This is a genomic window from Curtobacterium sp. MCSS17_015, assembly GCF_003234265.2.
In the GTDB taxonomy this organism is placed as follows: domain Bacteria; phylum Actinomycetota; class Actinomycetes; order Actinomycetales; family Microbacteriaceae; genus Curtobacterium.
Map to the genome: position 1 here is coordinate 2,039,581 of NZ_CP126256.1, position 24,211 is coordinate 2,063,791.

General features: G+C 74.3%; 19 protein-coding genes. 10 read left to right on the forward strand and 9 right to left on the reverse strand.

The features are described from left to right. Positions 1-9: 9 nt before the first annotated feature. The 5 genes from DEJ18_RS09535 to DEJ18_RS09555 are packed head-to-tail and all read left to right on the forward strand — an operon-like array spanning position 10 to position 5,996. Positions 10-1,557 carry a glycerophosphoryl diester phosphodiesterase membrane domain-containing protein gene (locus DEJ18_RS09535; protein ID WP_111211021.1) on the forward strand — a complete coding sequence of 516 codons (1,548 nt, stop codon included), beginning with the start codon at positions 10-12 and terminating at the stop codon, positions 1,555-1,557. Next, a complete protein-coding gene (locus tag DEJ18_RS09540; protein WP_111211020.1) occupies positions 1,554-2,219 on the forward strand; it encodes a DUF4129 domain-containing protein in 666 nt (221 codons plus the stop codon). The genes DEJ18_RS09535 and DEJ18_RS09540 overlap by 4 nt, the downstream gene beginning before the upstream one ends. Beyond that, entirely contained in the window at positions 2,216-3,595 is a 1,380-nt protein-coding gene (locus tag DEJ18_RS09545; protein WP_146241602.1) for a DUF4350 domain-containing protein, read from the forward strand. The genes DEJ18_RS09540 and DEJ18_RS09545 overlap by 4 nt, the downstream gene beginning before the upstream one ends. After that, a complete protein-coding gene (locus DEJ18_RS09550) occupies positions 3,592-4,587 on the forward strand; it encodes an AAA family ATPase (RefSeq protein WP_502866245.1) in 996 nt (331 codons plus the stop codon). Before DEJ18_RS09545 ends, DEJ18_RS09550 begins: the two co-directional genes overlap by 4 nt. Then, complete coding sequence (locus DEJ18_RS09555) at positions 4,587-5,996, forward strand: DUF58 domain-containing protein (RefSeq protein WP_111211018.1); 1,410 nt, start codon at positions 4,587-4,589, stop codon at positions 5,994-5,996. The genes DEJ18_RS09550 and DEJ18_RS09555 overlap by 1 nt, the downstream gene beginning before the upstream one ends. Before the next feature lie 127 nt (positions 5,997-6,123). On the opposite strand, the gene DEJ18_RS09560 is transcribed toward DEJ18_RS09555, so the two are convergent. Further along, on the reverse strand, positions 6,124-7,119 hold the full coding sequence (locus DEJ18_RS09560; protein WP_111211017.1) for a stage II sporulation protein M: 996 nt from the start codon (positions 7,117-7,119) through the stop codon (positions 6,124-6,126). A 109-nt stretch (positions 7,120-7,228) separates the two neighbouring features. Here DEJ18_RS09560 and DEJ18_RS09565 point away from each other — a divergent pair, with 109 nt between their 5' ends. Further along, positions 7,229-8,098 carry an RDD family protein gene (locus tag DEJ18_RS09565; RefSeq protein ID WP_111211016.1) on the forward strand — a complete coding sequence of 290 codons (870 nt, stop codon included), beginning with the start codon at positions 7,229-7,231 and terminating at the stop codon, positions 8,096-8,098. A gap of 98 nt (positions 8,099-8,196) precedes the next feature. Here DEJ18_RS09565 and ahcY read toward each other — a convergent pair whose 3' ends face one another. Continuing rightward, on the reverse strand, positions 8,197-9,675 hold the full coding sequence (gene ahcY, locus DEJ18_RS09570) for an adenosylhomocysteinase (RefSeq protein ID WP_111211015.1): 1,479 nt from the start codon (positions 9,673-9,675) through the stop codon (positions 8,197-8,199). Positions 9,676-9,740: 65 nt separating this feature from the next. Next, positions 9,741-9,968 (reverse strand): DUF3499 family protein, encoded by a 228-nt coding sequence (locus DEJ18_RS09575; protein WP_111080485.1) that lies wholly within the window; start codon positions 9,966-9,968, stop codon positions 9,741-9,743. A 54-nt stretch (positions 9,969-10,022) separates the two neighbouring features. Between DEJ18_RS09575 and DEJ18_RS09580 the strand changes: the two genes are divergently transcribed. Beyond that, positions 10,023-10,463, forward strand: a complete 441-nt coding sequence (locus tag DEJ18_RS09580) for a metallopeptidase family protein (RefSeq protein ID WP_111080486.1) — start codon at positions 10,023-10,025, stop codon at positions 10,461-10,463. A gap of 130 nt (positions 10,464-10,593) precedes the next feature. Here the strand turns inward: DEJ18_RS09580 and DEJ18_RS09585 are convergent, their stop codons facing one another. The 5 genes from DEJ18_RS09585 to manA form a co-directional block, all read right to left on the reverse strand. Beyond that, the gene (locus tag DEJ18_RS09585; RefSeq protein ID WP_111211014.1) at positions 10,594-11,991 is read right to left on the reverse strand and encodes a DUF5719 family protein; all 1,398 of its coding nucleotides are present in this window, start codon (positions 11,989-11,991) and stop codon (positions 10,594-10,596) included. Then, positions 11,988-14,840, reverse strand: a complete 2,853-nt coding sequence (locus DEJ18_RS09590; protein WP_111211013.1) for a glycosyltransferase family 2 protein — start codon at positions 14,838-14,840, stop codon at positions 11,988-11,990. Before DEJ18_RS09590 ends, DEJ18_RS09585 begins: the two co-directional genes overlap by 4 nt. A gap of 138 nt (positions 14,841-14,978) precedes the next feature. Beyond that, positions 14,979-15,311: a WhiB family transcriptional regulator gene (locus DEJ18_RS09595; protein WP_375334644.1), complete on the reverse strand. Its 333-nt coding sequence runs from the start codon at positions 15,309-15,311 to the stop codon at positions 14,979-14,981. A gap of 217 nt (positions 15,312-15,528) precedes the next feature. Further along, on the reverse strand, positions 15,529-16,491 hold the full coding sequence (gene galE / locus DEJ18_RS09600; protein ID WP_111211012.1) for a UDP-glucose 4-epimerase GalE: 963 nt from the start codon (positions 16,489-16,491) through the stop codon (positions 15,529-15,531). Positions 16,492-16,568: 77 nt separating this feature from the next. Next, the gene (manA, locus tag DEJ18_RS09605; RefSeq protein WP_111080689.1) at positions 16,569-17,792 is read right to left on the reverse strand and encodes a mannose-6-phosphate isomerase, class I; all 1,224 of its coding nucleotides are present in this window, start codon (positions 17,790-17,792) and stop codon (positions 16,569-16,571) included. 70 nt (positions 17,793-17,862) lie between these two features. On the opposite strand from manA, the gene DEJ18_RS09610 reads away from it, so the two are divergent. Together DEJ18_RS09610 and DEJ18_RS09615 are read left to right on the forward strand one after the other, a co-directional pair. Next, positions 17,863-19,959, forward strand: a complete 2,097-nt coding sequence (locus tag DEJ18_RS09610) for an acyltransferase family protein (RefSeq protein ID WP_181434240.1) — start codon at positions 17,863-17,865, stop codon at positions 19,957-19,959. Positions 19,960-19,979: 20 nt separating this feature from the next. Continuing rightward, positions 19,980-21,359, forward strand: coding sequence for an O-antigen ligase family protein (locus DEJ18_RS09615; RefSeq protein WP_111211010.1), 1,380 nt, complete (start codon positions 19,980-19,982; stop codon positions 21,357-21,359). Between the two features lie 199 nt (positions 21,360-21,558). Here DEJ18_RS09615 and DEJ18_RS09620 read toward each other — a convergent pair whose 3' ends face one another. Further along, a complete protein-coding gene (locus DEJ18_RS09620; protein WP_111211009.1) occupies positions 21,559-22,785 on the reverse strand; it encodes a hypothetical protein in 1,227 nt (408 codons plus the stop codon). A 92-nt stretch (positions 22,786-22,877) separates the two neighbouring features. On the opposite strand from DEJ18_RS09620, the gene DEJ18_RS09625 reads away from it, so the two are divergent. Then, complete coding sequence (locus DEJ18_RS09625) at positions 22,878-24,179, forward strand: O-antigen ligase family protein (RefSeq protein WP_181434239.1); 1,302 nt, start codon at positions 22,878-22,880, stop codon at positions 24,177-24,179. The last annotated feature ends 32 nt before the right edge of the window (positions 24,180-24,211 follow it).

Consider the following 24,211-nt stretch of genomic DNA (forward strand, 5'->3'; position numbering starts at 1 on the left):
GACCCGGTCGTGCGTTCCGGCAACGACCGAGGCGAGGGGGCGGTCACGATGGTCGACGGCGGATGGCACGTTCCGGGCGCGGGGACGCCACCGGAGCACGGTGCAGGGCACGGTGCTGCCGGGCAGCACGACCGGGTCGGGGACGGTGCGTCCGGCGTCCCGTCCGGTCCGGCGGGCTCCTCGGGCACGACGTCCGGCCAGACCGGCCCGGGGTACGGACCGACGCAGCCCCCGTCCGGGGTCGGGCCGGGTCCGCAGCCGCACCGCCCCGTCATCCCGCTCCGCCCGCTCGGCCTCGGCGACGTGTTGGCCGGCGCCTTCACGGTCTTCCGCCGCAACGCCCGCGTGCTGCTCCTCTGGGCCGTGCTGCTCTCCGGCGTCCTCGGGCTCGTGTCCACGCTCGCCTCCGCGTTCGGGCAGCGCACCCTGCAGACCCGCATGCTGTCGGCGGTGGACGGCACGGGTGACACCGACACGATCATCGCCGGGACGGTGACGCTCTACGCGGTGCTCAGCATCGGCCTGCCGTTCCTGGCGTACCTGGCGCGCGGCTTCCTCGTCGCGCCGATCGCGGTCGACACCGGGCAGCGGGTGCTCGGTCGCCGCGGGACGTTCCGCGGCCTGTGGTCACTCCTCGCCGGGCGCCGGGGTGCGGTCGTCGGCTGGATCCTGCTCCAGCTCGCCGCCGGTGCCGTCATCGGCACGGTCTTCGTGCTGGTCGTGCTCGCCTTCGTGGCCGCGCTCGCCGCGGGCGAGCGCGCCGTCGGCTGGTTCGTGCTGACCGTCGTCGTGATGGTGCTCGGGTTCGCCGTCCTCGTCGCGTTCCTCGTCACACGCTTCGCGTTCACCGTCCCGACCATCGCGCTCGAGGGTCGCGGCGTGTTCTCGGCGGCCGGCCAGTCGTGGCGGCTCACCCGCGGGGCCTTCTGGCGCACCTTCGGGATCCTGCTGCTCGTCCAGGTGGTGTTCGGCGTCGCCGCGAGCATCGCCAGCGTGCCGCTGACCGTCGCGTTGACACTGTTCTCCGGTGTGTTCGACCCGCTGGGCCAGACCGACACGACCGGAGGCGCGCCCTCCGCGGGCGGGATCGTCGCGCTCGTGGTCGGCAGCCTGCTCGTGATCGCGGTGCAGTGCGTGACGGACGTCCTCGGCGCCTCCGTCACGACCTTCCTGGCGATCGACCGGCGGATCCGGACCGAGGCGCTCGACCAGCGTATCGCCGCGCACCTGGAGACCGGGCAACCGGCCGACCCGTTCGCTCCGGCCGCCCCGGTGGCCCGACCGCCGTGGTCCCCGCAGCAGGGCTGGCCGCAGCAGCAGGGCTGGCCGCAGCAGCAGGGCTGGCCACAGGGACAGGGCTGGCCAGAGGGACAGGGCTGGCCACAGGGACAGGGCTGGCCCCAGCAACCGGGCTGGCCCCGACAACAGCCCTGGCCCCAGCAACCGGGCTGGCCGCAGCAACCGGGCCCGCCACAGGGACAGCAGCAACCCTGGCCGCCGGAACAACCCGGGCTGCCGCACCGACGCCAGCAGGACCCGCCGAGCGGCCGACCGTGAGCGCCGTCGACCCGGACGAGGCACGTCGGCTGCTCGAGCAGGAGCTCGGCCGGTCGGAGTACCGCGGGGTCCAGGAGACCTGGTGGGACCGGGCCTCCCGCGCGTTCCTCGACTGGCTCGGCTCGCTGCAGCCCGACGGTGCCGGTTCCGTCACCCTCGGCCGGGTCCTCCTCGTCGTGGCGATCGTCGTGCTCGTGGCCGTGGTGGTGCTCGTCGTGGTGAACCGCGGACTCCCCCGCCGACGTGCCCGCATCCGGGCCGACGACCTGGGCGGGGTGTTCGACGACGACGACCTCCGCACGGCGGACGCCGTCGCGGTGGCCGCCCGCGCGGCTCTGGCCGCCGGCGACTGGTCGACCGCGGTGCTCGAGGGCTACCGGGCCCTGGCGCGCGGCCTGGGTGAGCGGGACCTGGTCGCCGTGGTGCCCGGTGCGACCGCGCGCGCCATCGCGGACCGGGCGACCCGGCCGTTCCCCGCACTCGGTCCGGTCCTGCGGGACGCCTCCGACGCCTTCGACGCGGTCCGGTACCTCGGGGTCGACGCGGACGAGGCCACCGCCCGGCGGGTGCTCGACGCCGAGCGGGCCGTCCGCGAGTCCCGACCGGTCGACCGCCCGGGCGACCCCCGTCGCCCGGTCGACCACCAAGGGGTCCGGGCATGAGCGCCACCGCGACCCGCACCGCGGCACCGGACCAGACCACCACTTCGACGGCGACGGCAAGGCCGGATCCCCGTGATCGCGCCGTGCGCATCGGAGCCTGGTGTGCGGTGGTGGTCGTCGGGCTGCTCCTGGCGACCCTGACGGCCGTCGTGGGCACGGGCGACCGTTCCTCGGACACCCCGCTCGACCCGTCCTCGACGACGGGCAGCGGCTCGCGGGCGATCGTCCGGGTGCTCGGGCAGCAGGGCGTCGACGTCGCGGTCGTCTCCGACGCCGACCGGGTCACGACGGACGACGCGGCGGCCGACAGCACCGTCCTCGTGGACGACTCGGCGGGGGTGCTCGCCCCGTCCGTCGCCCGCCGCATCGCGCGGACCGCGCCCGACGTCGTCCTCGTCACGACCGACCCCGGCGTCCTCGAGGCCTTCCGCGTCGACGCGCGACCAGCCGGCGGGAGTTCGGAGACCACGGTGGCGTCGACGACCTCGTGCGGGATCCCGGCCGCCCGGGCCGCCGGGTCCGTGACCACCGGTGGAGTCACCTACGCCACCGACGACCCGGACCTGCTCCGCTGTGTCCCGACCGGGTCCGGTGAAGACCGTCGATGGGGCCTCCTCCGGGCGGACACGGCCGCCGGACGGGTCACGGTCGTCGGCACCACGGACGCGTTCCGGAACGACACCGTCACCCGCGCGGGCAACGCGGCCCTGGCGCTCGGGCTGCTCGGCAGCCACGACGACCTGCTGTGGTACGTCCCGACGGCCGGGAGCGCCGACGCCGCGCCGACGCTCGGCGACCTCGCCCCGCCGTGGGTCCCGAGCGCCATCGGGCTGCTCGGGGTCGTGGCGGTCGCCGCCGCGTGCTGGCGCGGTCGGCGACTCGGTCCCCTCGTCGTCGAGCGTCTGCCCGTCGTGGTCCGCGCCGCCGAGACCACCGAGGGTCGCGCGCGCCTCGCCGCCCGGGTCCGCGACCGCACCCACACGCTCGACACCCTCCGCGTCGCCGCTGTCCTCCGCATCGGGAAGGCACTCGGCCTGCCCCGTTCGGCGCACGTCGACGCGGTCGTGCGCCGGGCCGCAGCCGTCACCCGCCGTCCGGTCGGGGAGGTCGGCGCGGTCCTCGTCGGCGGGCCGACCGGCGACGACCGTGCGCTCGTCGCCGGCGCCGCCGCGCTCGACGAACTGGAGGACGCCGTCGGCCGGGCGGTCTCCGGCGACGTGCGCCGCGCCTCCCGGACGGACGTGCCGACGGACCGCACCGACCGGGGCAGCACCAGCCGCACCCCGCAGCGCAACGGACCGCCGGCGCCACCGGCCGAGCCGCCACCGACAGCACCGACACCGACCACCGACCCGCGACCAGGAGGACGATCGTGACCGACCTGCCCACCACCACCAGCTCCGGACGCGGGACGGACGGTGACCCCCTCCGCGACGTCATCGGCCGTGTCCGCGCGGAGGTCGGCAAGGCCGTCGTCGGACAGGAGGGAGCGGTCTCCGGCATGATCGTCGGTCTGCTCGCGCAGGGACACGTCCTGCTCGAGGGCGTCCCCGGTGTCGCGAAGACCCTGCTCGTTCGGAGCCTCGCGGCGGCGATGTCGCTCGACACCAAGCGCATCCAGTTCACCCCCGACCTCATGCCCGGCGACGTCACGGGGTCACTCGTGTACGACGCCTCCACCGGGACGTTCCCATTCCGCGAGGGACCGGTGTTCACGAACGTGCTGCTCGCCGACGAGGTGAACCGGACGCCCCCGAAGACCCAGTCCGCGTTGCTCGAGGCGATGGAGGAACGACAGGTCAGCGTCGACGGCTCCGCCCGTGGGCTGCCCGACCCGTTCTTCGTCGCCGCGACGATGAACCCGATCGAGTTCGAGGGCACCTACACGCTGCCGGAAGCGCAGCTCGACCGGTTCCTCATGAAGCTCACGCTCGACCTGCCCCCACGCGAGGTCGAGTGGCAGGTGCTCCGCCGCCACGCGGACGGGTTCGTGGCACGCAACGTCCGGTCGGCCGGCATCGTGCCCGTCGTCGGCGTCGACGAGGTCCGGGCCGCCCAGCGCGCCGTCCGGGACGTCGGCGCTCGTGACGACGTCCTCGCGTACGTCGTCGACCTCGCCCGTGCCACCCGGCAGACGCCGTCGGTCCGCGTCGGGGTGAGCCCGCGCGGTTCGACCGCCCTGCTCGCCGCCGCGAAGGCCTGGGCGTGGCTGACCGGCTACGACGCCATCACGCCCGACCACGTGCAGGCGATGCTCCTGCCGGTGTGGCGGCACCGGCTGCGGATCGCTCCCGACGCCGAGCTCGAGGGCGTCGACGCGGACGGGGTGCTGCAGCAGGTGCTCGAGCAGGTGCGGGTGCCGATCTAGTGGCGGTCACCGGCCGGTTCGTCGCGCTCCTCGCCGTCGCGATCGTCCCCACCGTGCTGCTCGGCAGCGGGTGGGGCGGTGTCGCGTGGATCGGCGTCGTGGTGCTCGCCGCCGGCGTCGACCTCGTGTTCGCGGCGGACCTCCGGCGGGTGCGGGTGGAACGCCGGATGCCCCGCCTCGCCCGTCGGGACACGACGGCCGACGGCACCCTGGTGCTCGCCAACGACGGCAGCCGGGTGCTGCGCGCCGTGGTCCGGGACATGTGGGAGCCATCCGCCGGGCACGAGCCGCGCCGGATCCCCATGACGGTGCCCGCCGGCGAACGACGGACCGCGAGGATGCGGTTCAGCCCCTTCCGTCGCGGCCGGCGCACCACCGCCGGGGTCGCGCTCCGCGCAGCAGGACCACTCGGACTCGCGGCACGGCAGCGCGTCGTCGCGGCGCCGGACGAACTCGTCGTCACCCCACCGTTCCGGTCACGCCGGCACCTGCCCTCGCGCCTGGCCCGCCTGCGGGAGCTCGACGGCGAGACGACCCTGCAGCTGCGCGGCCACGGCACCGAGTTCGACTCCCTCCGCGACTACGTCCGCGGAGACGACGTCCGGTCGATCGACTGGCGCGCCACGGCCAGACGGCAGGACCTCGTCGTGCGGACGTGGCGTCCCGAGCGCGACCGACGGGTCGTGGTCGTCGTCGACGCCGGACGCGCCGGAGCGGGGCGCGTGGACGACGAACCCCGCCTGGACACCGCCATCGAGACCGCACTGCTGGTCGGGGCGCTCGCGGCCGCTGCCGGCGACCGGGTCGACCTCATCGTGCTCGACGACGTCGTCCGGGGCCGTGTGCACGGTGCGACGCGCGCGGACGTCGTCCAACGGTTCGGCACGGTTCTCGCGACCACCGAGCCGGGGCTCCGGGCCACCGACTGGGCCGCCGTCCCCGGCATCGTCGACGCCGTCACCACACAGCGCGCGCTCGTGGTGCTCGCGACGAGCCTCGACTCGGTCGGTGCCTCCGGGGACCTGCTCACGGTGCTGCCCGTGCTCGGGCGTCGGCACGCGGTGGTCGTCACGTCGGTCGAGGACCCGGCGGTGCTGCGGATGGCCGCACCGGGTGGGCGGACCGACGGGGCCGGGTCGGGCCTCCAGGTCGCTCGGGGACGACGTGACCGCGCCGGACGGCGGGGTGTCGGCGGCGGTGACCCGGTTGCCCTCCGGCCCGGGTGGCGACGACGCGCGGGTGACGACGTGTACCGCCGTGCCGCGGCCGAGCGGACCCTGCTCGACGCCGACGGGGTCGCCGACGTCGCCCGCCGCGCGGGCGCCGAGGTGGTGCGGGGGGCGCCCGAGGACGTCCCGCCGCGGACCGCGGACGCGTACATCCGGGCGAAGGCGTCCGGGAGGCTCTGACCGGCGCCGGCAGGCGACCGCCGGTCCGCCTCGCCCTCCACGCGCCGGGCGGGTCGCCCGAGGGCGGGTCACCCGATGCCGCCCGGTCCGCCCGGTCAGCCGGTCAGCCGGTCAGCCCGTCAGCCCGTCAGCCCGCGACGATCGCCGCGGCTCCCCGGTCGAACTCGTCCAGGTCGCCCCGCTCCCCCGCCCGGTACGCCCGGCCGCCGAGCACCCACTGGTACGCCAGGACCAGCGCGAGCGCCACCGTGCCGATGCCGATCTTCACCGGCCACGGCCACTCCTGCCGGGTGACCGTCCCCTCGACGACACCGGACAGCAGCAGGGTCAGTACCAGCCCGATCGCGACGGTGATGAGCGCGCGACCGTCCTCGGCGAGCGCCTGCCCCCGCGTGCGGTGACCGGGCGCGATCCACGACCAGGCGATCATCAGGCCGGCCCCACCGGCCAGGAAGACCGAGTACAACTCGAGCTGCCCGTGCGGCGCGATGTACAGGAAGAAGTCGCCCAACCGCCCCTGGGAGTGCATGACCGACGCCGAGACGCCGAGACCCACGGCGTTCTGCATGATCGAGTACGGCACGAAGAGCCCGGTGATGCCGAACGCCACCATGCTCGCCGCGATGTAGGCGTTGTTGGTCCAAACCTGCGCGGTGAAGGCACCGAGGCCGTGGTCGGAGTAGTAGTCGACGAAGTCCTGCGTGGCGTACTGCCGGAGGGCGGCGTCGGTCCCGAAGGTGGCGACGGCGCCGGGTGTCGAGGTGATCCAGACCGCCGTGACGACCGCGATGAGGACGGTCGCGACCGCGACCCAGATCGTCACCCAGCGGATCCGGTAGAGCGCCGCCGGCAGCTGCAGTGCGAAGAACCGCGTCAGCACCGTCAGCGGATCGACCGGTGCACCCGTGAACCGCAGCCGGGCGCGATGCAGCGTCAGGGACAGGCGGTCCCCGGTCGTGGACCGGGGAGCGGCGGCACGGATCCGCGCGAGGTCGGTCGCGGCCGCCTGGTACCCGGCGACGAGGCGGTCGACGTCGGCGCCGGAGGTCGGCCGGCGCCGGGCGAGCCGGTCGAGCTCCGTCCACCGCTCGCGGTGCACGTCTGCGTACGCGTCCAGGTCCATCCGGTCTCCCCCTCGTCATCGTCCGCGTGGTCGTCCGCTCGCGGCACTCGACCGGACCGGCTCCGCGTCCGTCCTGCCGCTCGTGGCACGCTTCCGCCAGAATGATCCCATGCCGAAGCGCAGCACGCCCCGGGACCTGGCGGACCGACGGTTCGTCCGCGCGCTCGACGAGACCGACGACGCGCTCGTGGTGGGCGAGGCGGTCGCGCTCGACGTCGTCCCCGCCGGCATCGTGCTCCGTCTCGCCGCAGCGCTCCTCGACGCGCTGTGCCTGGTCGCGCTCCTCGTGATGCTGCTCATCGGACTGGCTCGCGTCTGGCCGGTCGGCATCGACGACGCCTGGGGCGCTGCCGCGCAGATCGCCGTCATCGTGACCGTCTTCGTCCTGGTCCCCGCTGCGGTCGAGACGGCGACCCGTGGCAAGAGCGTCGGGCGGTACGCCCTCGGCACGCGGGTGGTCCGGCTCGACGGTGGAGCGGTGTCCTTCCGGCACGCGTTCACCCGGTCGCTGGTCGGGCTGCTCGAACTCTGGACGACCTTCGGTTCGCTCGCGCTCGTGGTCGCCCTGTTCGGCTCACGGCCGCGCCGACTGGGCGATCTGCTCGCCGGGACCGTCGTGCAGCACGAGCGGTTGCCACGGTCCGCCGCACCGTCGGTGCTGCTGCCGCCGTCGCTGACCGCGTGGGCCCGGGTGGCCGACGTCCGTGCGCTCCCGCAGCGGCTCGAGAACCGTCTGGGGGCCTTCTTCCGCGGGGCCGCGACGGTGCAGCCGGCCCTCCGCGAGGCCACCGCCCGCGCGCTGGCGGCCGAGGTCGCCGGGTACGCGCACCCGGTGCCGCCCGTGGCCCCGGAGGAGTTCCTGGCGGGCGTCGTCGCGCTCCGTCGGCAGCGGGACCTGCTGGCCTTCGGCGGCCGGGTACGGTCCCTCGACGCCGCAGCGGCGGTGGCCGGTGCCCGCCCGCCCGGCTTCCCCCGCTGAGGTCACCGGAAGGGCTGGGGGAGATGACCTCAGCTGCGGCCACCGAGCAGGCGACGGGTCCGGCCGGGCCTCCCGCCCCCGCCCGGACCCGCGGCGCGTCAGTACCGGTAGTGCTCGGGCTTGTACGGGCCCTCGACCGCGACGCCGATGTACGACGCCTGCTCCGGCCGGAGCTCGGTCAGCCGCACCCCCAGCGCGTCGAGGTGCAGGCGCGCCACCTTCTCGTCGAGGTGCTTCGGCAGCACGTACACGCCGGTGGGGTAGGAGTCGAGCCGCGTGTGCAGCTCGATCTGCGCGAGCACCTGGTTGGTGAACGAGTTGCTCATCACGAACGACGGGTGCCCGGTCGCGTTGCCGAGGTTCATGAGGCGGCCCTCGCTCAGCACGAGGATCGACCGGCCGTTCGGCAGACGCCACTCGTGCACCTGCGGCTTGATCTCGACCTTCTCGACACCCGGGAGCGTCTCGAGCCCGACCATGTCGATCTCGTTGTCGAAGTGTCCGACGTTCGCCACGATCGCCAGGTGCTTCAACGCGAGCATGTCGTCGACCCCGACGACGCCGAGGTTGCCGGTGCAGGTGACGACGATGTCGACCTCCCCCGCGACGTCCTGCAACCGCGCGACCTGGTAGCCGTCCATCGCGGCCTGCAGGGCGCAGATCGGGTCGACCTCGCTGACGATGACGCGCGCGCCCTGTCCGCGGAGTGCCTCCGCCGCGCCCTTGCCGACGTCGCCGTAGCCGACGACGAACGCGACCTTGCCGCCGATGAGGACGTCGGTGGCACGGTTCAGGCCGTCGGGCAGCGAGTGGCGGATGCCATACTTGTTGTCGAACTTCGACTTCGTCACCGAGTCGTTGACGTTGATCGCCGGGAACTTCAGCTCACCGTTGCGCGAGAGCTCGTACAGGCGGTGCACGCCGGTCGTGGTCTCCTCGGTGACGCCCTGGATCTCGGCCGCGATGCGGGTCCAGCGGTCCGGGGACGTCTCGAGCGAGGCGGCCACCGTGGCGAGCACGATCTTCCACTCGGCGCTGGCGTCCGCACCGGCATCGGGCACCCGCCCGGCGGCTTCGGCATCGGCACCGGTGTGCACCAGCATGGTGGCGTCACCGCCGTCGTCGAGGATCAGGTTCGGCCCCGTCCAGTCCGCTCCCGCCGCGGCCGCCTCGGCGCTCCAGTCGAAGACCTGCGTGGTGCACCACCAGTACTCCTCGAGCGTCTCGCCCTTCCACGCGAACACCGGGACGCCGGCGGGGGCGTCAGGGGTGCCGGTCGGGCCGACGGCGATCGCCGCGGCGGCCTCGTCCTGGGTGGAGAAGATGTTGCAGCTGGCCCAGCGCACCTGCGCGCCCAGCGCGACGAGGGTCTCGATGAGGACGGCCGTCTGCACCGTCATGTGCAGCGACCCGGCGATGCGTGCTCCGGCGAGGGGCTGCGCGGCGCCGAACTCCTCGCGCAGGGCCATCAGGCCGGGCATCTCGTTCTCGGCGAGACGGATCTGGTGGCGTCCGGCCTCGGCGAGCGTGAGGTCGGCGACGCGGAACGGCACGGCGGCACGGGTTTCGATCGGCATGGGCACCAGTCTCCCACGGGCACCGCCACCGGCCCGGTCCGGCCGTGCGCCTCCGGACGCTGGGGTCAGGACGCCGTGCGGTCCGGGGTCCTCGGCGGCGGGTCCCGGCGGACGACCCGCCACCCCTGGGGCACACGCAGGGTCGCGGCGTGCCGGGCACAGAGGTCGTAGCCGTGCGGCTCGACGCGGGTCGAGAGGGGTCCGACGACCACCATCGAGTCGGCGTAGTCGTACGTCAGGGTCGCCGAGGCACCCGCGCCACAGGCGACCTTGCTGCAGATCCGTACGTCCATACCGCCCCGACCCTACCGGCAGCCGCTCGGGGGCCCGCCGCGTACGATGGGCGGATGCGCCGCAAGCCCCCTCCCGTCCCGCAGGTCGACCGTGCTCGCGGGCGTTCCCGGCACGGCCGTGGGTACCGTTCGAGCATCACCGGGCCGGAGCTCGCACCCGTGATCACCCGTGCCGAGGCCTTCGACCGCATCGTGGGCGACACCGCGCACTACCTGGTCGGGCTGTGGCCGGAGGAGCTCGCGGGCGTCGTGTTCCAGGTCGCGGACATGCCGACCGACACGGCCCGGCCCGACGCACTGCCCCGGTGGCGTGTGGACCGTGACGGCCGACGGGTGACGGTGTTCCGCATCCCCGTCGAGCGGGTCACGCACAGCCCCGAGAAGGACGACGTCGACCGACGCATCGTCGTCGAGACCGCGGTGTTCCGCGCCGTCGCCGAACTGCTCGACAAGGACCCGTGGGACCTGGCGCCGGACCGCTACCGGCACTGGTGACCCGCGCCTCCCGACCGACGCCGGGGACCCCGCCGACCCCGCGGGACCACCAGCGGCCTGACCTGCCGGACCCGGCCGCCGGCCCGTCAGGGCCAGCCCGTCGGTCACCGGCCCGCCGGTCGCCGACCCGCTAGGGGTAGACCCGCAGCGGGCTCGAGACCTCAGTGGCCGGGCGGACCGGGAACCCGGCGATGCCGTCGTCGCCCTGGTAGGTGACCCCGGCGACCAACCCCTCGGCACCGGTGAGCCGGAGTTGCTGCGCGCTCGGCACGCTGACGGTCGCGGTCGAGCCGGAGGCGACCTCGACCTCGCGGGAGTCGTCGCCGGAGGCGATGGTCACCGTGGCGTCCTCGCGGGTGGGGTTGACGAGGTTGAGACGCGCTCCCGACCCGGCCGCGACGGCGGTGATGGTCGACTCGCCGAGCGGCTCGGCGGATGCGAACCACCCGAGGTCGGTCCGGCCGTCGTCGGTCGGCGTGGTGGTGCGCGCCCCGGCGACGATCGGCACGGTCGAGGTGATCGTGAACGAGTAGCGGCCGTCCGGGAAGTCGTCGAGCGGCACGTCCGTGACGACCCCCGGCTCGGCGGTGGCGTCCACCGTGGTGCCGCCGCCGTCCGCGGTCGTGATGCCGAGCGTGACGCGCGCGCTCCGGTCCCCCGGCACGTAGAGCCGGAGGGCGGGTGCCGCGTCTGAGGTGTCCTCGCCGCGCTGTGCCCCCTCGGCGTCGTCGAGCACGACGCCCGGGATGACCTGCGTGCGGGCAGGTGCGGCCCCGCCGGAGACGATGTCGAACCCGCCCGGGGTGAGGGTCCGGACGACGGTCTCCTGCATGTGGGCGACGATCTGGCCGCCGGTGGAGGTGACGTGCACGACCGTCGACCCCTGGTCGGTGACGAAGCCGGAGAGCGGGACGACCTTCTGCGAGTTCGGCGCGACGACGATGCCGGTCGTGCCGGGCGCGCTGACGGTGCCGTTCGCGTCGGCGATCGCCAGGTCCACCGTGGCGTTGACGTCGGTCGGGTTCGCGAGGGTGACGAGGCTGGTCCGGCCGGTCTCCGTCGAACCGCCGACGAGCCAGGTCGACTGCGACGGGTCGTCGCAGGAGGCCGCTCCGACGCCGACCAGGTCGCCGGAGGAGACGCTCTGCACGCTGCTGCCGGCGACCTGCGGTGCGGTGTCCCCGGCCGGCGCGGTGAGCAGCGTCGGCGCGCTGCTGCCGGTGGTCGAGCCCTCGAGCTCGGTGCGGTCGACGCCCTCGCCCGTGGTGGCGCTCGCGATCTCCGGCGACCCGATGGCGCTGGCGCGCGTGGCGTCGTTGCCGGACTCGTCCGAGAGCCGCAGGGCGCTGCCCGCGCAGACGCGCTCGGCTGCGGCCGGCACCGGGGTGACGGTCCGGCCGGCCGGGTGGCCCGGGGTCTCGGTGGTGCCGATCGTGTGCGCGGCGGCGATCGTGCCGGCCGCGACGACGACGGCGACGGCGGTCGCGGTGCCGCGGAGCGCCCAGCGGCGCGCGGTGCTCGTGCTCATTCGTCGCGCTCCTCGTCGAAGGTGGTGGCGGGCTCGTCGGCCTCGATGACGTTCGAGGTGGCACGGCGTCGGCGCGGTGCGGTCGGCACGGCGAGCAGGGCCGCGGCCCCGAACACGATGCCGATCACGACGAGGTGCAGCACGTGCGTCGCCGCGGCCGCCGCGGACCCGGTGCTCGTCCGGTCGACGTCCCCCTCGTAGTGGAAGAGCGCACCGTTCGTCGTCTCGCCGATGCTCGTGAAGAGCGCGTTCTGTCCGATCGCGCCGGCGGCCCGGTCGTGCACGGCCCGCGCTTCGGGGTCGTCCGGGGCGTCGTCGAGGAGCACGAAGCTCACGCCGAGCTCGCGCAGGGCGGGCTCGGGGTCGTAGCCGCTGCGGCTCGCGAGGTTCCCGGCGAGCGTGGCCAGCCGTGATCCGGACCGGCTGAGCGACAGCGCGGTGGCGTCGAGGGTGGACTGGTCGTCGAGCGTCGAGCCCTGCCCCCGCTCGAGGGCGACCGCGAGCGACCCGTCCGTCTGTGGTTGCACGACGAGTGTGCCGACGTCCGGGTTCGCCTGGGCCTCGGCGTTGACGTAGGCGCTCAGGACCCGACCCGACGTGGGCTGGATCGCGGCCCGGTCGACGTAGAACGCGGCGAAGGCGGGAGCCACGGCGACGGCGGCGAACACGCTCGCGACGAGCCCGACGACTGGCGCGGCACGCGGCACGGTGTCGATGCCGATGCACGCGGCCACGACGAGCGCGAGCGCCGTGACGGACAGGGCGCTGCCCGGCCACACGATCGTCGTCGTCGAACCGACACCGGTGACCGCCAGGTGGGTCGCACCGAACGCCGACGCGTAGCCGAGGAGGGCGGCGGCGAGCGCGGTGCCCGCGAGCGACCACCGGTGGCCGAGGACGGCACCGATCGCGCTCGCGGCGAGCGGGAGGGCCAGGACGGCCATCACGACGGGCAGCACCGCGCCGACCAGCCCCAGCGGGGCGGTGGCGGACAGCCAACCGTTCCAGTCCGGCAGCGGCTGTCCGATGGCCAGCTGGAGCGCGCTCGGTGCCGGCGTGGCCGTCGGGACGCCGGGGTCGGCGAACACCGCGAGCGGGTTGCCCCTGCTGACCTGTGCGAGGACGAGGGGGACGAACAGCACCGCGGCGGGGACGGGGACGAAGACCCGGCGGTGCGCGTGCCGGAAGCCGACGACGAGCGCGACGAGCCAGCCGATGAGCAGGACGGGCAGGAGCGACGGTGCCGACGCGGCGACGACGGCGAAGAGCAGCGCGGCGCCGGACGCCGAGGCCCAGGAGCGGTGGGCCTCGACCAGGGTGAGGAACAGCCACGGCAGCAACACGTGGGCGATCACGGCGCCGAGGTGCCCGGAGGTGACGGCCCCGACCAGCGCGGGGGCGAGCGTGTAGAGCACGGCGCCGATGACCGGCACCCAGGTCCGCGTCGTCACCTTGCGCACCGCGGCCCACGCGCCGAGTGCGGCGAGCGGGAAGGACAGGAGCATGACGAGGACGACCGAGGTGGACGGCGACCAGAACGTGATCGAGCCGAGCACCGCGAGCACCGCCGCGAAGGGGTCGGACGGGCCGGTGAACCCCGTACCGAGGGAGTGCCAGCCGTACCCGACGTTCCGCCAGAGTTCGCCGACGTCGGTGCTCAGCGGCAGGAGTCCCCCGCCGGTCAACGCCGGCGACCCGAGCAGCGGGAACAACGTCACGATGCTCAGCACGACCGCGGCCAGCACCACCCAGACGCCGCCGTCGCCGAGGAACGACGCGCGGGCGACCGGAGCGTCCTCGGCGCGGGCGAGTTCGACGTCCCGTGAGGTCGTGCGGTGCTCGTGCACCCGTCGCCAGCTCACCCGGAGCGGCTCGATCGCCGCCCAGCCGGTCTTCCGGTTGGCCGCGAGGGTGCGCCGCGCACGACGGACGCCACCGCCGGCCGACACGGCGAGCGCGGCCGCGAGCTCGCCGCCGACCGCGGCCGGGTGCTTCGCGACGAGGTGCCCGATCGCGCGCCCCACGGCGAACGGCAGGAGCGTGAGCCAGTGCAACCAGAGGACGCCGGCGGGTGCGTAGGTGAGGCGGCGGTGCAGCTGGGCCTGGCGGTGCAAGCGCACCCGGCGACGCTCGGAGACCTTCGCGCGGCCGAACTCCTCGATCGGGCCGGCGCTGGTGGCGCGGGCCTCGGGGACCACGGCGACGCGGTGTCCGGCGAGTCGTGCCCGGACCGAGAAGTCGAGGGCGGCGTCGACGTCGGGCAGCGCCGGGTCGAACCCGCCGAGGCTGTTCCACACGGACCGGCGGACGAGCATGCCGCCGGCCGAGACGCCGAGCACGTCGGTGTGCCGGTCGTGCTGGCCCTGGTCGAGCTCGTCCTGCACGAGGGTGACGGAGCGGCCGAAGCGGGTCATGCTCTCGCCGAAGGCCTTGATCCGTGCCGGGTCGTCGACGCCGACGAGCTTCGGCCCGGCGATCGCGACGGACGGGGCGATCTCGACCGCGGCGAGGAGCGCGGCGAGGGTGCCGGGGGTCGGGCTGTTGTCGTGCCCGACGAGCCAGAGCCACTCGTCGACGCCCTCGTCGGGCTCCGCACGCGGGGCCACCCGCTCACCGTGTCGGACGGCTTCACCGAACGGGCGACCCGCCGGGATCCGGGAGAGCTGGGCGCTGCCACCGAAGGACAGTTCCGAGGTCGAGCCGTCGGTCGACCCGACGTCGACGACGACGAGCGCCTCGGGCGGACGGGTCTGCGCAGCGAGGGCGTTCAGGGTGCGGTCGAGGTGGTCCGCCGCGTTGGCGGCGACGAGGATCGCTGTGACGCGGCGTGAGGAGGCACTGGGCTGCATGACGGCGCCACTCTACGGGCCGCACGGCGCGGTGCCGGCCGGGTGCGGCGGCGCGTTGCGCAGACGGTCGCCTCCGGACGCGTCCGCTGCGGGACTGCTCGAGCGCGCCCGCGCACGGTCCTCGTGGACCGGGACCGCTCAGGCGCGCTTGCGGAGCTTGCGGCGCTCGCGCTCGGAGAGACCGCCCCAGATGCCGAATCGCTCGTCGTTCTCGAGCGCGTACTCGAGGCACTGGGTGCGGACCTCGCACGAGGTGCAGATCTTCTTCGCCTCGCGGGTGGAGCCGCCCTTCTCGGGGAAGAACGCCTCGGGGTCGGTCTGGGCACAGAGCGAGTCGACCTGCCACGCGAGCGGGTTCTCGTCGTCGGTCTCGATCGACCGGCGGACACCCGGCACGCCGAGTGCGACGGGGTCGACGTGCCAGTCGTCCGGCACTCCGGCTTCGAAGTCGGATGCGCTCACCCTGATCACCCCTTGACGTCTCGTTTGCGGCCCTGACGACGATGCCGTCGGTGTAATTACAGCGGTGTGATTCCTCGGAGTCAAGTCGCGGATCATAGAAGCCCCTCCCGGTTCCGCCGTGGCATGTCCCCCGTTCGGGCGTGTCGCTCGGGGTCTGCGGGTCGTTCGGGGGACACGAGGAGCCCCACAGCCGGGGTGGCGGCGGGGCTCGACGGGCGCGGGCCGGTCAGGCGGCGCGGCGCCGGGCCTCCCAGGCACTCGTCACCATGTCGTCCAGGCTGTGCCGCATCGCCCAGTCCAGGTCACGCGCCGCGGCCTCGCCGGTCGCGACGATCCGGGCCGGGTCGCCGGCGCGGCGCGGCGCGACCTCGGGCTGGAAGTCGATGCCGGTCCCCCTGGCCATCGCGTCCATGATCTGCCGGACGCTCACGCCGTCACCGCTGCCGAGGTTGTAGGCGCGCTGCAGCGGTTTCCCGGACTCGAGCTTGCGCGCCGCCACCGCGTGCGAGTGCGCGAGGTCGGCGACGTGCACGTAGTCACGGACGCAGGTGCCGTCCGGGGTCGCGTAGTCGTCGCCGTTGATGCGCGGCGTGCGACCGGCGAGCAGGGCGTCGAAGACGAGCGGGAACAGGTTGTGCGGGCTGGCGTCGTACAGGTCGGGCTCCCCCGAGCCGACCACGTTGAAGTAGCGCAGCGACGTCGTGGTGAAGCCGCGGGCGACCTCGAGGTCCCGCAGCAGCCACTCGCCGATGAGCTTGGACTCGCCGTACGGCGACTCCGGCGCCTTCGGGGTCTCCTCGACGACGACGTCGACGTCGGGCGTGCCGTAGACCGCGGCGCTCGACGAGAAGACGACCTTGTCGACCCCGGCGTCGGCCATCGCGCCCAGGAGCGTCGCCATCCCGGTGACGTTCTGCTCGTACGTGTGCAGCGGCCGCTCGACCGAGACACCGGCGTACTTGAAGCCGGCGACGTGCACGACACCGGTCACGGCGTGCTCGCGCATGGTCCGTTCGAGGAGTGCGCCGTCGAGGATCGTGCCCTCGACGAACGGGACACCCTCGGGCACGAACGCCCGGAAACCGCTCGAGAGGTCGTCGAGCGCGACCGTGTCGATGCCCGCCGCGCCGAGCGCTCGGACGACGTGGGACCCGATGTACCCGGCACCGCCGGTGACCAACCAACTCATGCCGCCACGCTAGCGGAACGGGCGGCGGGGGCCCGGCGGTGGTCGGGCCGACCGCCGCCGTGCCGGTGGCGGTCGGCCTACGCGCCCGTCGCGATGAACACGGTCCCGGTGGTCCCGCTGCCGGCGTCCGCCTCCACCGTCACGTCGCCCTCGTCCGGCGTGATGTAGCAGGACTCCCCGCGACGCAGGAGCGTCGCGGTGCGGGCGCCGACCAGGGTGACGACACCCTCGGTGCAGATCGCGATGGACGGTCCGTGGAGCGGCGCGGTCCCGCCGGCGCCGGGACCGGCCGGCCGCCCGTCACCCGTCACGCGGAGCAGCGCGAAGCCGACCCCCGCCGGCGCGAAGCGGTCCACCGCGGGGGCGAGGTGCTCCGGCTCGAGCAGGGGCACCGGGTGCGCCGTGAAGTCGAGGACCCGGAGGAGCTCCGGCACGTCGACGTGCTTCGGGGTCAGCCCACCCCGCAGGACGTTGTCCGACGGTGCCATCAGTTCGATGCCGAGGCCGTCGAGGTAGGCGTGGATGTTCCCGGCGGGCAGGTACATGGCCTCGCCCCTGGTGAGCGTCACGCGGTGCATGAGGAGGGACACCACGACGCCCGGGTCCTCCGGGTAGGCGCGGGCGAGGTCGGCCGCGGTCGCGGTGTTGGGCGTGACCGTGCCGTCCGGACCTGCGGCGGCGACGGCTCCGGTCGCCAGGTGCCCGACCGCGCCGATCACCGCCCGTGCCGAGTCGTCGGCCTCCTCGAGCCAGCGCACCGTGTCCTCGAGGCCGTGCTGCAGGTGCACGACGAGCGGCCCGAGACGACCGGAGCCGCCGTCGAGCGCCTCGACCTCGGCGAGCGCCTCGGGTACCGGGCGGAAGCCGCTCAGCGCCTCGAAGCGGTCGCTCAACGCGACGACGAGCTCGGGCTTCGGGAACGGGTCCTTGTAGTTGCGGCCCGGGTCGTCGAGCGGGACCCCTGCGGCTTCCTCGCGTTCGAAGCCCTCGCGGGCCTGTTCCGGCGTCGGGTGGGCCTGGAGCGACAGCGGGGCCGCGGCGGCGAGGACCTTGAGCAGGAACGGCAGGCCGGCGCGGTCCGGACCGAGCGCCGTCTCCGGTTCGGCCGTGATCCAGTCGAGGACGGTGTCGGCACCACCCACCATGGCCGGGTTCACCACCACGCTGGGGCTGCCGGCGTGGGCGCCGAGCCAGAGTTCGGCCTGCGGGACGCCGGTGACGGTCCGTCCGAGCAGTTCGGGGATCGCGGAGACCGACCCCCAGGCGTAGTCGCGAGGGGTGTTCGTGATGCCGAGGAACATGTCACGAGCGTATCCGGCACGACCGTCCCGGAGGGCACGTGCACGATCCGCGATACATAGACTCTCCGGGATGGCCGAACCGACCCGCACCGTCCCCGACCGCGCCGACCGGACCCGGTGGGACGTCCAGGGGCTGCGGGCGTTCGCGGTCCTCGCCGTGGTCGTCTACCACCTCTGGCCGAACCGGGTGCCCGGCGGCTTCGTCGGCGTGGACGTGTTCTTCGTGATCTCCGGGTACCTGATCACGGGACACCTGCTCCGCGAACAGGTGGCCACCGGACGCATCGCCCTCGGCACGTTCTGGGCGCGGCGTGCGAAGCGGCTGCTGCCCGGCGCGGCGCTGACGCTGCTGGCCACCGGCACCGCCGTGCTCGTCCTCGTGCCGAGCACGCTCTGGGGGCAGTACGGCCGCGAGCTGATCGCGTCGACGGTGTACCTGCAGAACTGGCAGCTCGCCTCCGACTCGGTGGACTACCTGGCCTCCGACAACGACCCGTCCCCGTTCCAGCACTTCTGGTCGCTGTCCGTCGAGGAGCAGTTCTACATCGCCCTGCCGGTGCTCCTCGTCGTACTGACGGCCGCGCTCCGTCGCACGCGGGGGCACTCCCCGGTCCGCACCGCGCGCCTGCTGCTCGGCGCGGTGGTCGTGCTCTCCCTCGTCTGGTGTGTCGTCGAGACCCGAACCGCTCCCGGGATCGCGTACTTCTCGACCGCGACGCGCGCGTGGGAGTTCGCACTCGGCGGGCTGGCCGCCACCGTGCTGACGGCGCCGCCGCGCTCGCGGACGACCGCCGCCGTGCGGACGGGAGGCGCGTGGCTGGGTGCGGCCCTGCTCGTCGCCTCGCTGTGGACGATCACGTCGGCGACCCCCTACCCGGGGACCGCGGCGCTGCTCCCCGTGGTCGGTGCGACGCTCGTGGTGCTGCTCGGTGGTCGGTCGGGCCTGGCGGTGCCCGGGCGGTGGGCGCCGGTGGCGGGGCTCGGGCGCATCTCCTACGCGGTGTACCTCTGGCACTGGCCCGCGGTCGTGCTGCTGCCGATCGTCACGGGACACGCCCTCGGCACGAGGGACAAGGTCGCGATCCTGGTCGGCAGCGTCGTCGTCGCGGCGCTGTCCACGCGGGTCGTCGAGGAACCGCTCCGGTTCTCGGCCCGGGTGTCCGCGCTCCCGCCGCGCCGGGTGGCCGTGTGGGGCGTCCTGAGCACCCTGGTCGTCGTCGCGCTCGGCGCCGCCACGCTCGGCGCCCTGCAGGTCCAGCAGACGCAGGCGGCCGCCTACCAGCGGTCGCTCGAGGACGGCGACGTCCCCTGCTTCGGCGCCGCCGCGGGCGTGGGGACGGCGGACCCGTGCACCGACCCCCGCCTCGCCGACGTGCGCGTCCCCGTCCCGTCGGCGGCCGGCAGCGACGACGTCAACCGGTACGCGTGCTGGTCGAACACCACGCCCGACTTCAACGTCTGCCGCCTCGGCCCGTCGACGGGGTACACCCGGCACGTCGCGGCGATCGGCGACTCCCACAACAACGCGCTGCTCAGCGCCTACGCGGCCATCGCCGAGGAACGGAACTGGCGCATCGACGTCGCCGGGCACGTCGGCTGCTACCTGACGACGGCCGAGCAGCAGGCACCGTCCGACGCCTACACGGCGAGCTGCGACGGGTGGAAGCAGGCGGCGTTCGCCTGGGTGCGGGACCACCCGGACCTCGACGCCCTCGTCGTCACGCACGCGGCGACGAAGAGCCCCGTCATCGTGCCCGAGGGGTCCACGAACGAGGCCACGGTGGTCGACGGTCTGGTCGGCGCCTGGCGGAACGCCACCGACGTCGGCGTGCCCGTCCTCGCGATCCGCGACAACCCGGTCGCGCGGAACGACGTCCTCACCTGCCTCGGACGGATGACCGGCCCGACGACCGACGCCTGCGACTCGCCCCGGTCGGCGGCGCTGTCCGCCTTCGACGGCTCCGCGGAGGCCGTGGCACGTCTCGGCGACCGTGCCGCGTTCGTCGACCTCACCGACCGGTACTGCTCCGCCAGCACCTGCCCGGCCGTGATCGGCGGCGTGGTCGTGCACCGGGACCCCACGCACGTGACGGCGACCTTCGCGACGACGCTGGCACCGTACCTGGGCGACGCGCTCGCGGACGCGCTCGGGGAGGTCCGCGGGTGACCGGCACTAGCCTGTCCTCCGTGACGAACACCTGGCCACTGGCGCGCGGCTCCGTGCCCGAACGCGAGGCGTTCGCCCTCGCCGCCACGGTCCTGCTGACGCTGTTCGCCGGCGACGCCGTGCCGAACACGATCACCTGGTACGGCGCGGCGGCCGTCTGGGCGCTCGAGGGCGCGTGGGGCATCAGCGTCGTGGCGCGTGCCCGACCGCCCCTCGAGCGCACCCCGCGGGCGCTCTGGCTGTTCCTCGCCTGGTGCCTCGTCTCCGTGCTCTGGTCGCACTGGCGGCCCGCCACCCTCGCCAGCACCGTCGCGCAGGTGGTGTGCGCGCTGGTCGCCTTCGCCATCGCGTCCACCCTGACCTGGCGACGGATCCTCGACGCGATGAGCCTGGCGTTCCGCTGGGTGCTCGGACTGTCCCTGCTCTTCGAGGCGGTCGTCGCCGTGGTCGTGCGCCATCCGATCGCGCCGATCTGGACCGACTACGGCGACCGGGACGTCCCCGACGCGTTCTACTTCTCCCGGGCCGAGCTCCTGACGGGCGGCAGGATCCAGGGCCTCCCGGGGAACGCGAACCTCCTGGCGATGGTCGCCCTGCTCGCGGCGATCGTCGTGGCCGTGCAGCTCGCCGAGGGCCGGATGCGCCGCGGTCGCGCGATCGGGTGGCTCGTCGTGGCCGCGCTCGTGACCGCGTTGACCCGCTCCTCGACGGTGCTCGTCGCCGCGGTCGTGGTGGCCGTCGTGCTCGCGCTCGCACTCTGGATGCGTCGGGTGCCGACCGAACGGCGGACACCGCGGTACCTCGCGATCGCGGCCGGCACCGTGGTCGTGGTGGTCGCCGTCGTGCTCGCGAAGGACACGCTCGTCGCCGTGCTCGGACGGTCGTCGGACCTCACCGGCCGCGGCACGATCTGGCAGGCCGTCTGGGGCCTCGTCGAGCAGCACCCGGTGCTCGGCTTCGGCTGGATCGGGTACTGGTGGCCGGGCATCCCGCTGCTGGCCGACCTCGCGCCCCGCAACGGGGTCACCTACCTGCAGGCCCACGACGCCGCCCTGGACGTCTGGATGCAGACCGGCGTCGTAGGACTCGTGCTCTTCGCCTTGTACGTCCTCACCACGCTGTCGCGGTCGTGGTCGAGCGCGACCCGGGCCGGCTTCGGCCCGGACCTCGCACCGCGGCCATTCGACCCGGTGGGGCTGTTCCCGCTGCTCGTCGTCGTCGCGCTCCTCGTGCAGGCGATCGCCGAGTCGCGACTGCTCTACCAGGGCAACTGGGTGCTGTTCGCGCTCATCGCCGTCAAGTCGCGGATCGTCCTGGTGACGGAGGAGCCGCCGTCCGTCGGCGACGGCCCGCGCACCCCGGTGGCGAAGCGCGCGTTCCGCTGGGCCGCGAACCCCTGACCCGGGCCGCGCGTCGGCCGCGCGCCGCCCGTCACCGATCGCCGAGGACCAGCGAGCACGGCACCTCGGCGCCCCACGGGCGCGTCCGGACGTCGAGCACGGCGGACGGATCAGCCCGGCACATCGCGTCGGCGCCCGCGAACTGCGGTGCCCACGCCGGACCGTCGCTCCGCTGCGTGTCCGTGGACAGGTTGCCCACTCACGAGGTGACCACCAGCGCCACCACGCACCAGCCGAGGGCCGAGCGGACGACCGCGGTCGGGCCTCCCGGCCTGGAAGCCCGCACCACCATCGCAGACCGCCGCCCGGTTGCGACGGCACCGGGCGCACGGTCGACGAGGACGGCGGCGGCGACCACGAGCGCTCCGGTGAGGAGCATGCCCGCAGCAGCCGCGTAGCGGGACGGCGTCGCCGCGAGGAGCGCGCCCGGGTCTGCCTGCGACCACCGGCCGTCCGCCGAGGCGTTGGCGACCAGGGCGGCGGTCCAGACCACCGCGGCACCGCCCGCGAGCACGACGGCGAGCACCGCGGCACGCCACCGGCCGGTCCGCACCGCGACGGCGGCGCCGAGGACGACGACGAGCGCCAGCAGGACGGCCGGCACCGCGACCACCGCCCACCCTGCGTCGACGACCGCAGCCGCCACGGAGCCGACGTCGGCGTCCCAGAGGCCACCGACGGTCTGCAGGAGCCACCCGGCCACGACGTCGGTCGCGGTGGGGTCGCCGGGGGCGGAGGCACGTGGCGTGGTGAGCGCCGTCACCACCTGGGCGACGCCGGCCGCGAGCGCCGCGACGGTCACCGGCAGCGGCAGGAGCCGGGCGCTCCCGGCGTCGCGACGCACGGGGAGCCAGGCGAGGACGAGCAGCGGCAGGAAGAGCACCGCCTGTGCCTCCGTCGCGCCGACGAGCACGGCGACGCCGGCGAGGACACCGGCCCCCCACCACGAGCGCACCCGGTACGCGTACAGCCACGGGGCCAGGACGAGGCCGAACGTGTGCAGGTTCGCGACGTTGCCGGACACCTCCCACGGCGCGGTCGGCAGGAGCACGGGGACCGCGGCGAGGAGCAGCCGGAGCGGCCGGGACGGCACGACGTCCCGGGCGAGGACGAACACGCCGGCGCAGACGGCACCGGTGAGCAGGCAGCACGTCGCGGAGACGACGAGGGCGTACCAGGGCACCGGGAACAGGAGCACGAGGTCGACGACGAGCCGGGGGACCAGGTGCAGGTACCCGGCGTAGGGGTGGAGGAGACTGCCGATCGGACCGAGCGCCAGGCGTTCCCGGAGGAACAGCCCGCCGTCCTCCGCCCAGACCGTGCCGCGTGCCTCCGGACCGAGCCGGACCCACGCGGTCGCCGCGGCGAGCACGCCCAGGACCACCGTGGCGAGCACCGGCCACCAGCTCCGCTCCGCGCGTCCCACCAGGCCGACGGTAGCGTTCCGATGACGATCCGCGATATCGACGCTCCGCGATGACGGAGGCCGAGCCGAGCAGCGTGCGCCAGTATGGACGGATGACGGACGCCCGGACGACGCGACTCGTGCGCGCGCGCCGGTACCTGTCCGCGTGGATCGGGTTCTCGGCCGGCGGCCGCTTCAGCCAGGCGCTCGCGACGACGATCGTGCTCTTCGCCTTCGGGGAGCCGACCGTGCAGGTGCTCGTCGGGCCGGCCGGCACCTGGGCCGTCCTCGTCACGCTGGTCGTCCTCGCCGGCCTCAGCCTGCTCGGACAGCGGTACCGGATCGAGTGGCACGGCGTCCTGCCGCTGTCGTTGATCGCCTTCGTGGCGTACTGCGGCGTCAGCGTGCTGTGGAGCGAGTACTCCTGGGTCGCGCTCCGCGGGTTCGCCGAGACGCTCGGCTTCGTCGGACTCGGGCTCTACCTCGCGCTCGGCCGGGACCTCGTGCAGGTGATCCGCGCGTGCGGGGACGCCTTCCGGATCCTGCTCGTCGCCGCACTCGGTCTCGAGGTGCTCGCCGGACTCGTCCTCGACGTCCCGTTCCCCGCCTTCGGCATCCGCGCGGACATCGCCTACGGCGGACCGATCCAGGGCATCGGCGGGACGCGCAACGTGATGGGCTTCATCGCCGCGACCGCTCTCGTCACCTTCGTCGTGGAGTACCTCACCAGGTCGGTCACGCACTGGCGGGCGATCGCCTCGACGGCGCTCGCGGTCATCGCACTGATGCTCGTCCAGTCGCCGATCACCGGACTCGCGATGATCGCGCTCGCCGTCGCCGCCCTGGCGATCTGGTCGCTCCGGCACGCGCGGCCGGCGTCGCGGCCGGTCGTCAACGCGGTGCTCGCCACGACCGTGCTCGCCATCGGCGTCGTGCTCGTCGTCGGTCGAGCCCGGTTCCTGCCGGAGATCGGAGCGGCCGGCGGCACCTCGACCCGGCTGGCGCTGTGGTCGCAGATCCGCGTCTTCATCGAGCAGCACCCGGTCCAGGGGTGGGGCTGGGTCGGGGCCTGGCCGACCGAGCCCGTCGTCCCCTACGTCACCTTCGTCGACCCCTCCGGCGTCCGCTTCACCTCCGGGCTCGACGTCGTGGTGGACGCCTGGCTCCAGGTCGGACTCGCCGGCATGCTGCTCCTCGTCGGCGCGGCGCTGCTCGCCTTCGCCCGCTCCTGGGTGACCGCCACGACCTACCCCGGCGTCGCGTACGTCTGGCCGGCGGCCGTGCTCGTCCTGCTCGGCGTCACGAGCGTCGCCGAGAGCACGCTGCTGCACGGCGCCGGCCTGATGCTCTTCGTCACGGTGCTCGTCGTGTCGGCGCGACGCCGGTCCTGGCGGAGACGACTCCTCCACGCCTAAGCTGCTCGTGGCCGCGAGGCCCACGGGTCGTC

Coding starts and splice junctions, on each gene's coding strand:
- DEJ18_RS09545 (WP_146241602.1), top strand. CDS start 2,216: ATGAGCGCCACCGCGACCCGCACCGCGGCACCGGACCAGACCACCACT.
- DEJ18_RS09560 (WP_111211017.1), bottom strand. CDS start 7,119: ATGGACCTGGACGCGTACGCAGACGTGCACCGCGAGCGGTGGACGGAG.
- DEJ18_RS09565 (WP_111211016.1), top strand. CDS start 7,229: ATGCCGAAGCGCAGCACGCCCCGGGACCTGGCGGACCGACGGTTCGTC.
- ahcY (WP_111211015.1), bottom strand. CDS start 9,675: ATGCCGATCGAAACCCGTGCCGCCGTGCCGTTCCGCGTCGCCGACCTC.
- DEJ18_RS09575 (WP_111080485.1), bottom strand. CDS start 9,968: ATGGACGTACGGATCTGCAGCAAGGTCGCCTGTGGCGCGGGTGCCTCG.
- DEJ18_RS09580 (WP_111080486.1), top strand. CDS start 10,023: ATGCGCCGCAAGCCCCCTCCCGTCCCGCAGGTCGACCGTGCTCGCGGG.
- DEJ18_RS09585 (WP_111211014.1), bottom strand. CDS start 11,991: ATGAGCACGAGCACCGCGCGCCGCTGGGCGCTCCGCGGCACCGCGACC.
- DEJ18_RS09590 (WP_111211013.1), bottom strand. CDS start 14,840: ATGCAGCCCAGTGCCTCCTCACGCCGCGTCACAGCGATCCTCGTCGCC.
- galE (WP_111211012.1), bottom strand. CDS start 16,491: ATGAGTTGGTTGGTCACCGGCGGTGCCGGGTACATCGGGTCCCACGTC.
- manA (WP_111080689.1), bottom strand. CDS start 17,792: ATGTTCCTCGGCATCACGAACACCCCTCGCGACTACGCCTGGGGGTCG.
- DEJ18_RS09610 (WP_181434240.1), top strand. CDS start 17,863: ATGGCCGAACCGACCCGCACCGTCCCCGACCGCGCCGACCGGACCCGG.
- DEJ18_RS09625 (WP_181434239.1), top strand. CDS start 22,878: ATGACGGACGCCCGGACGACGCGACTCGTGCGCGCGCGCCGGTACCTG.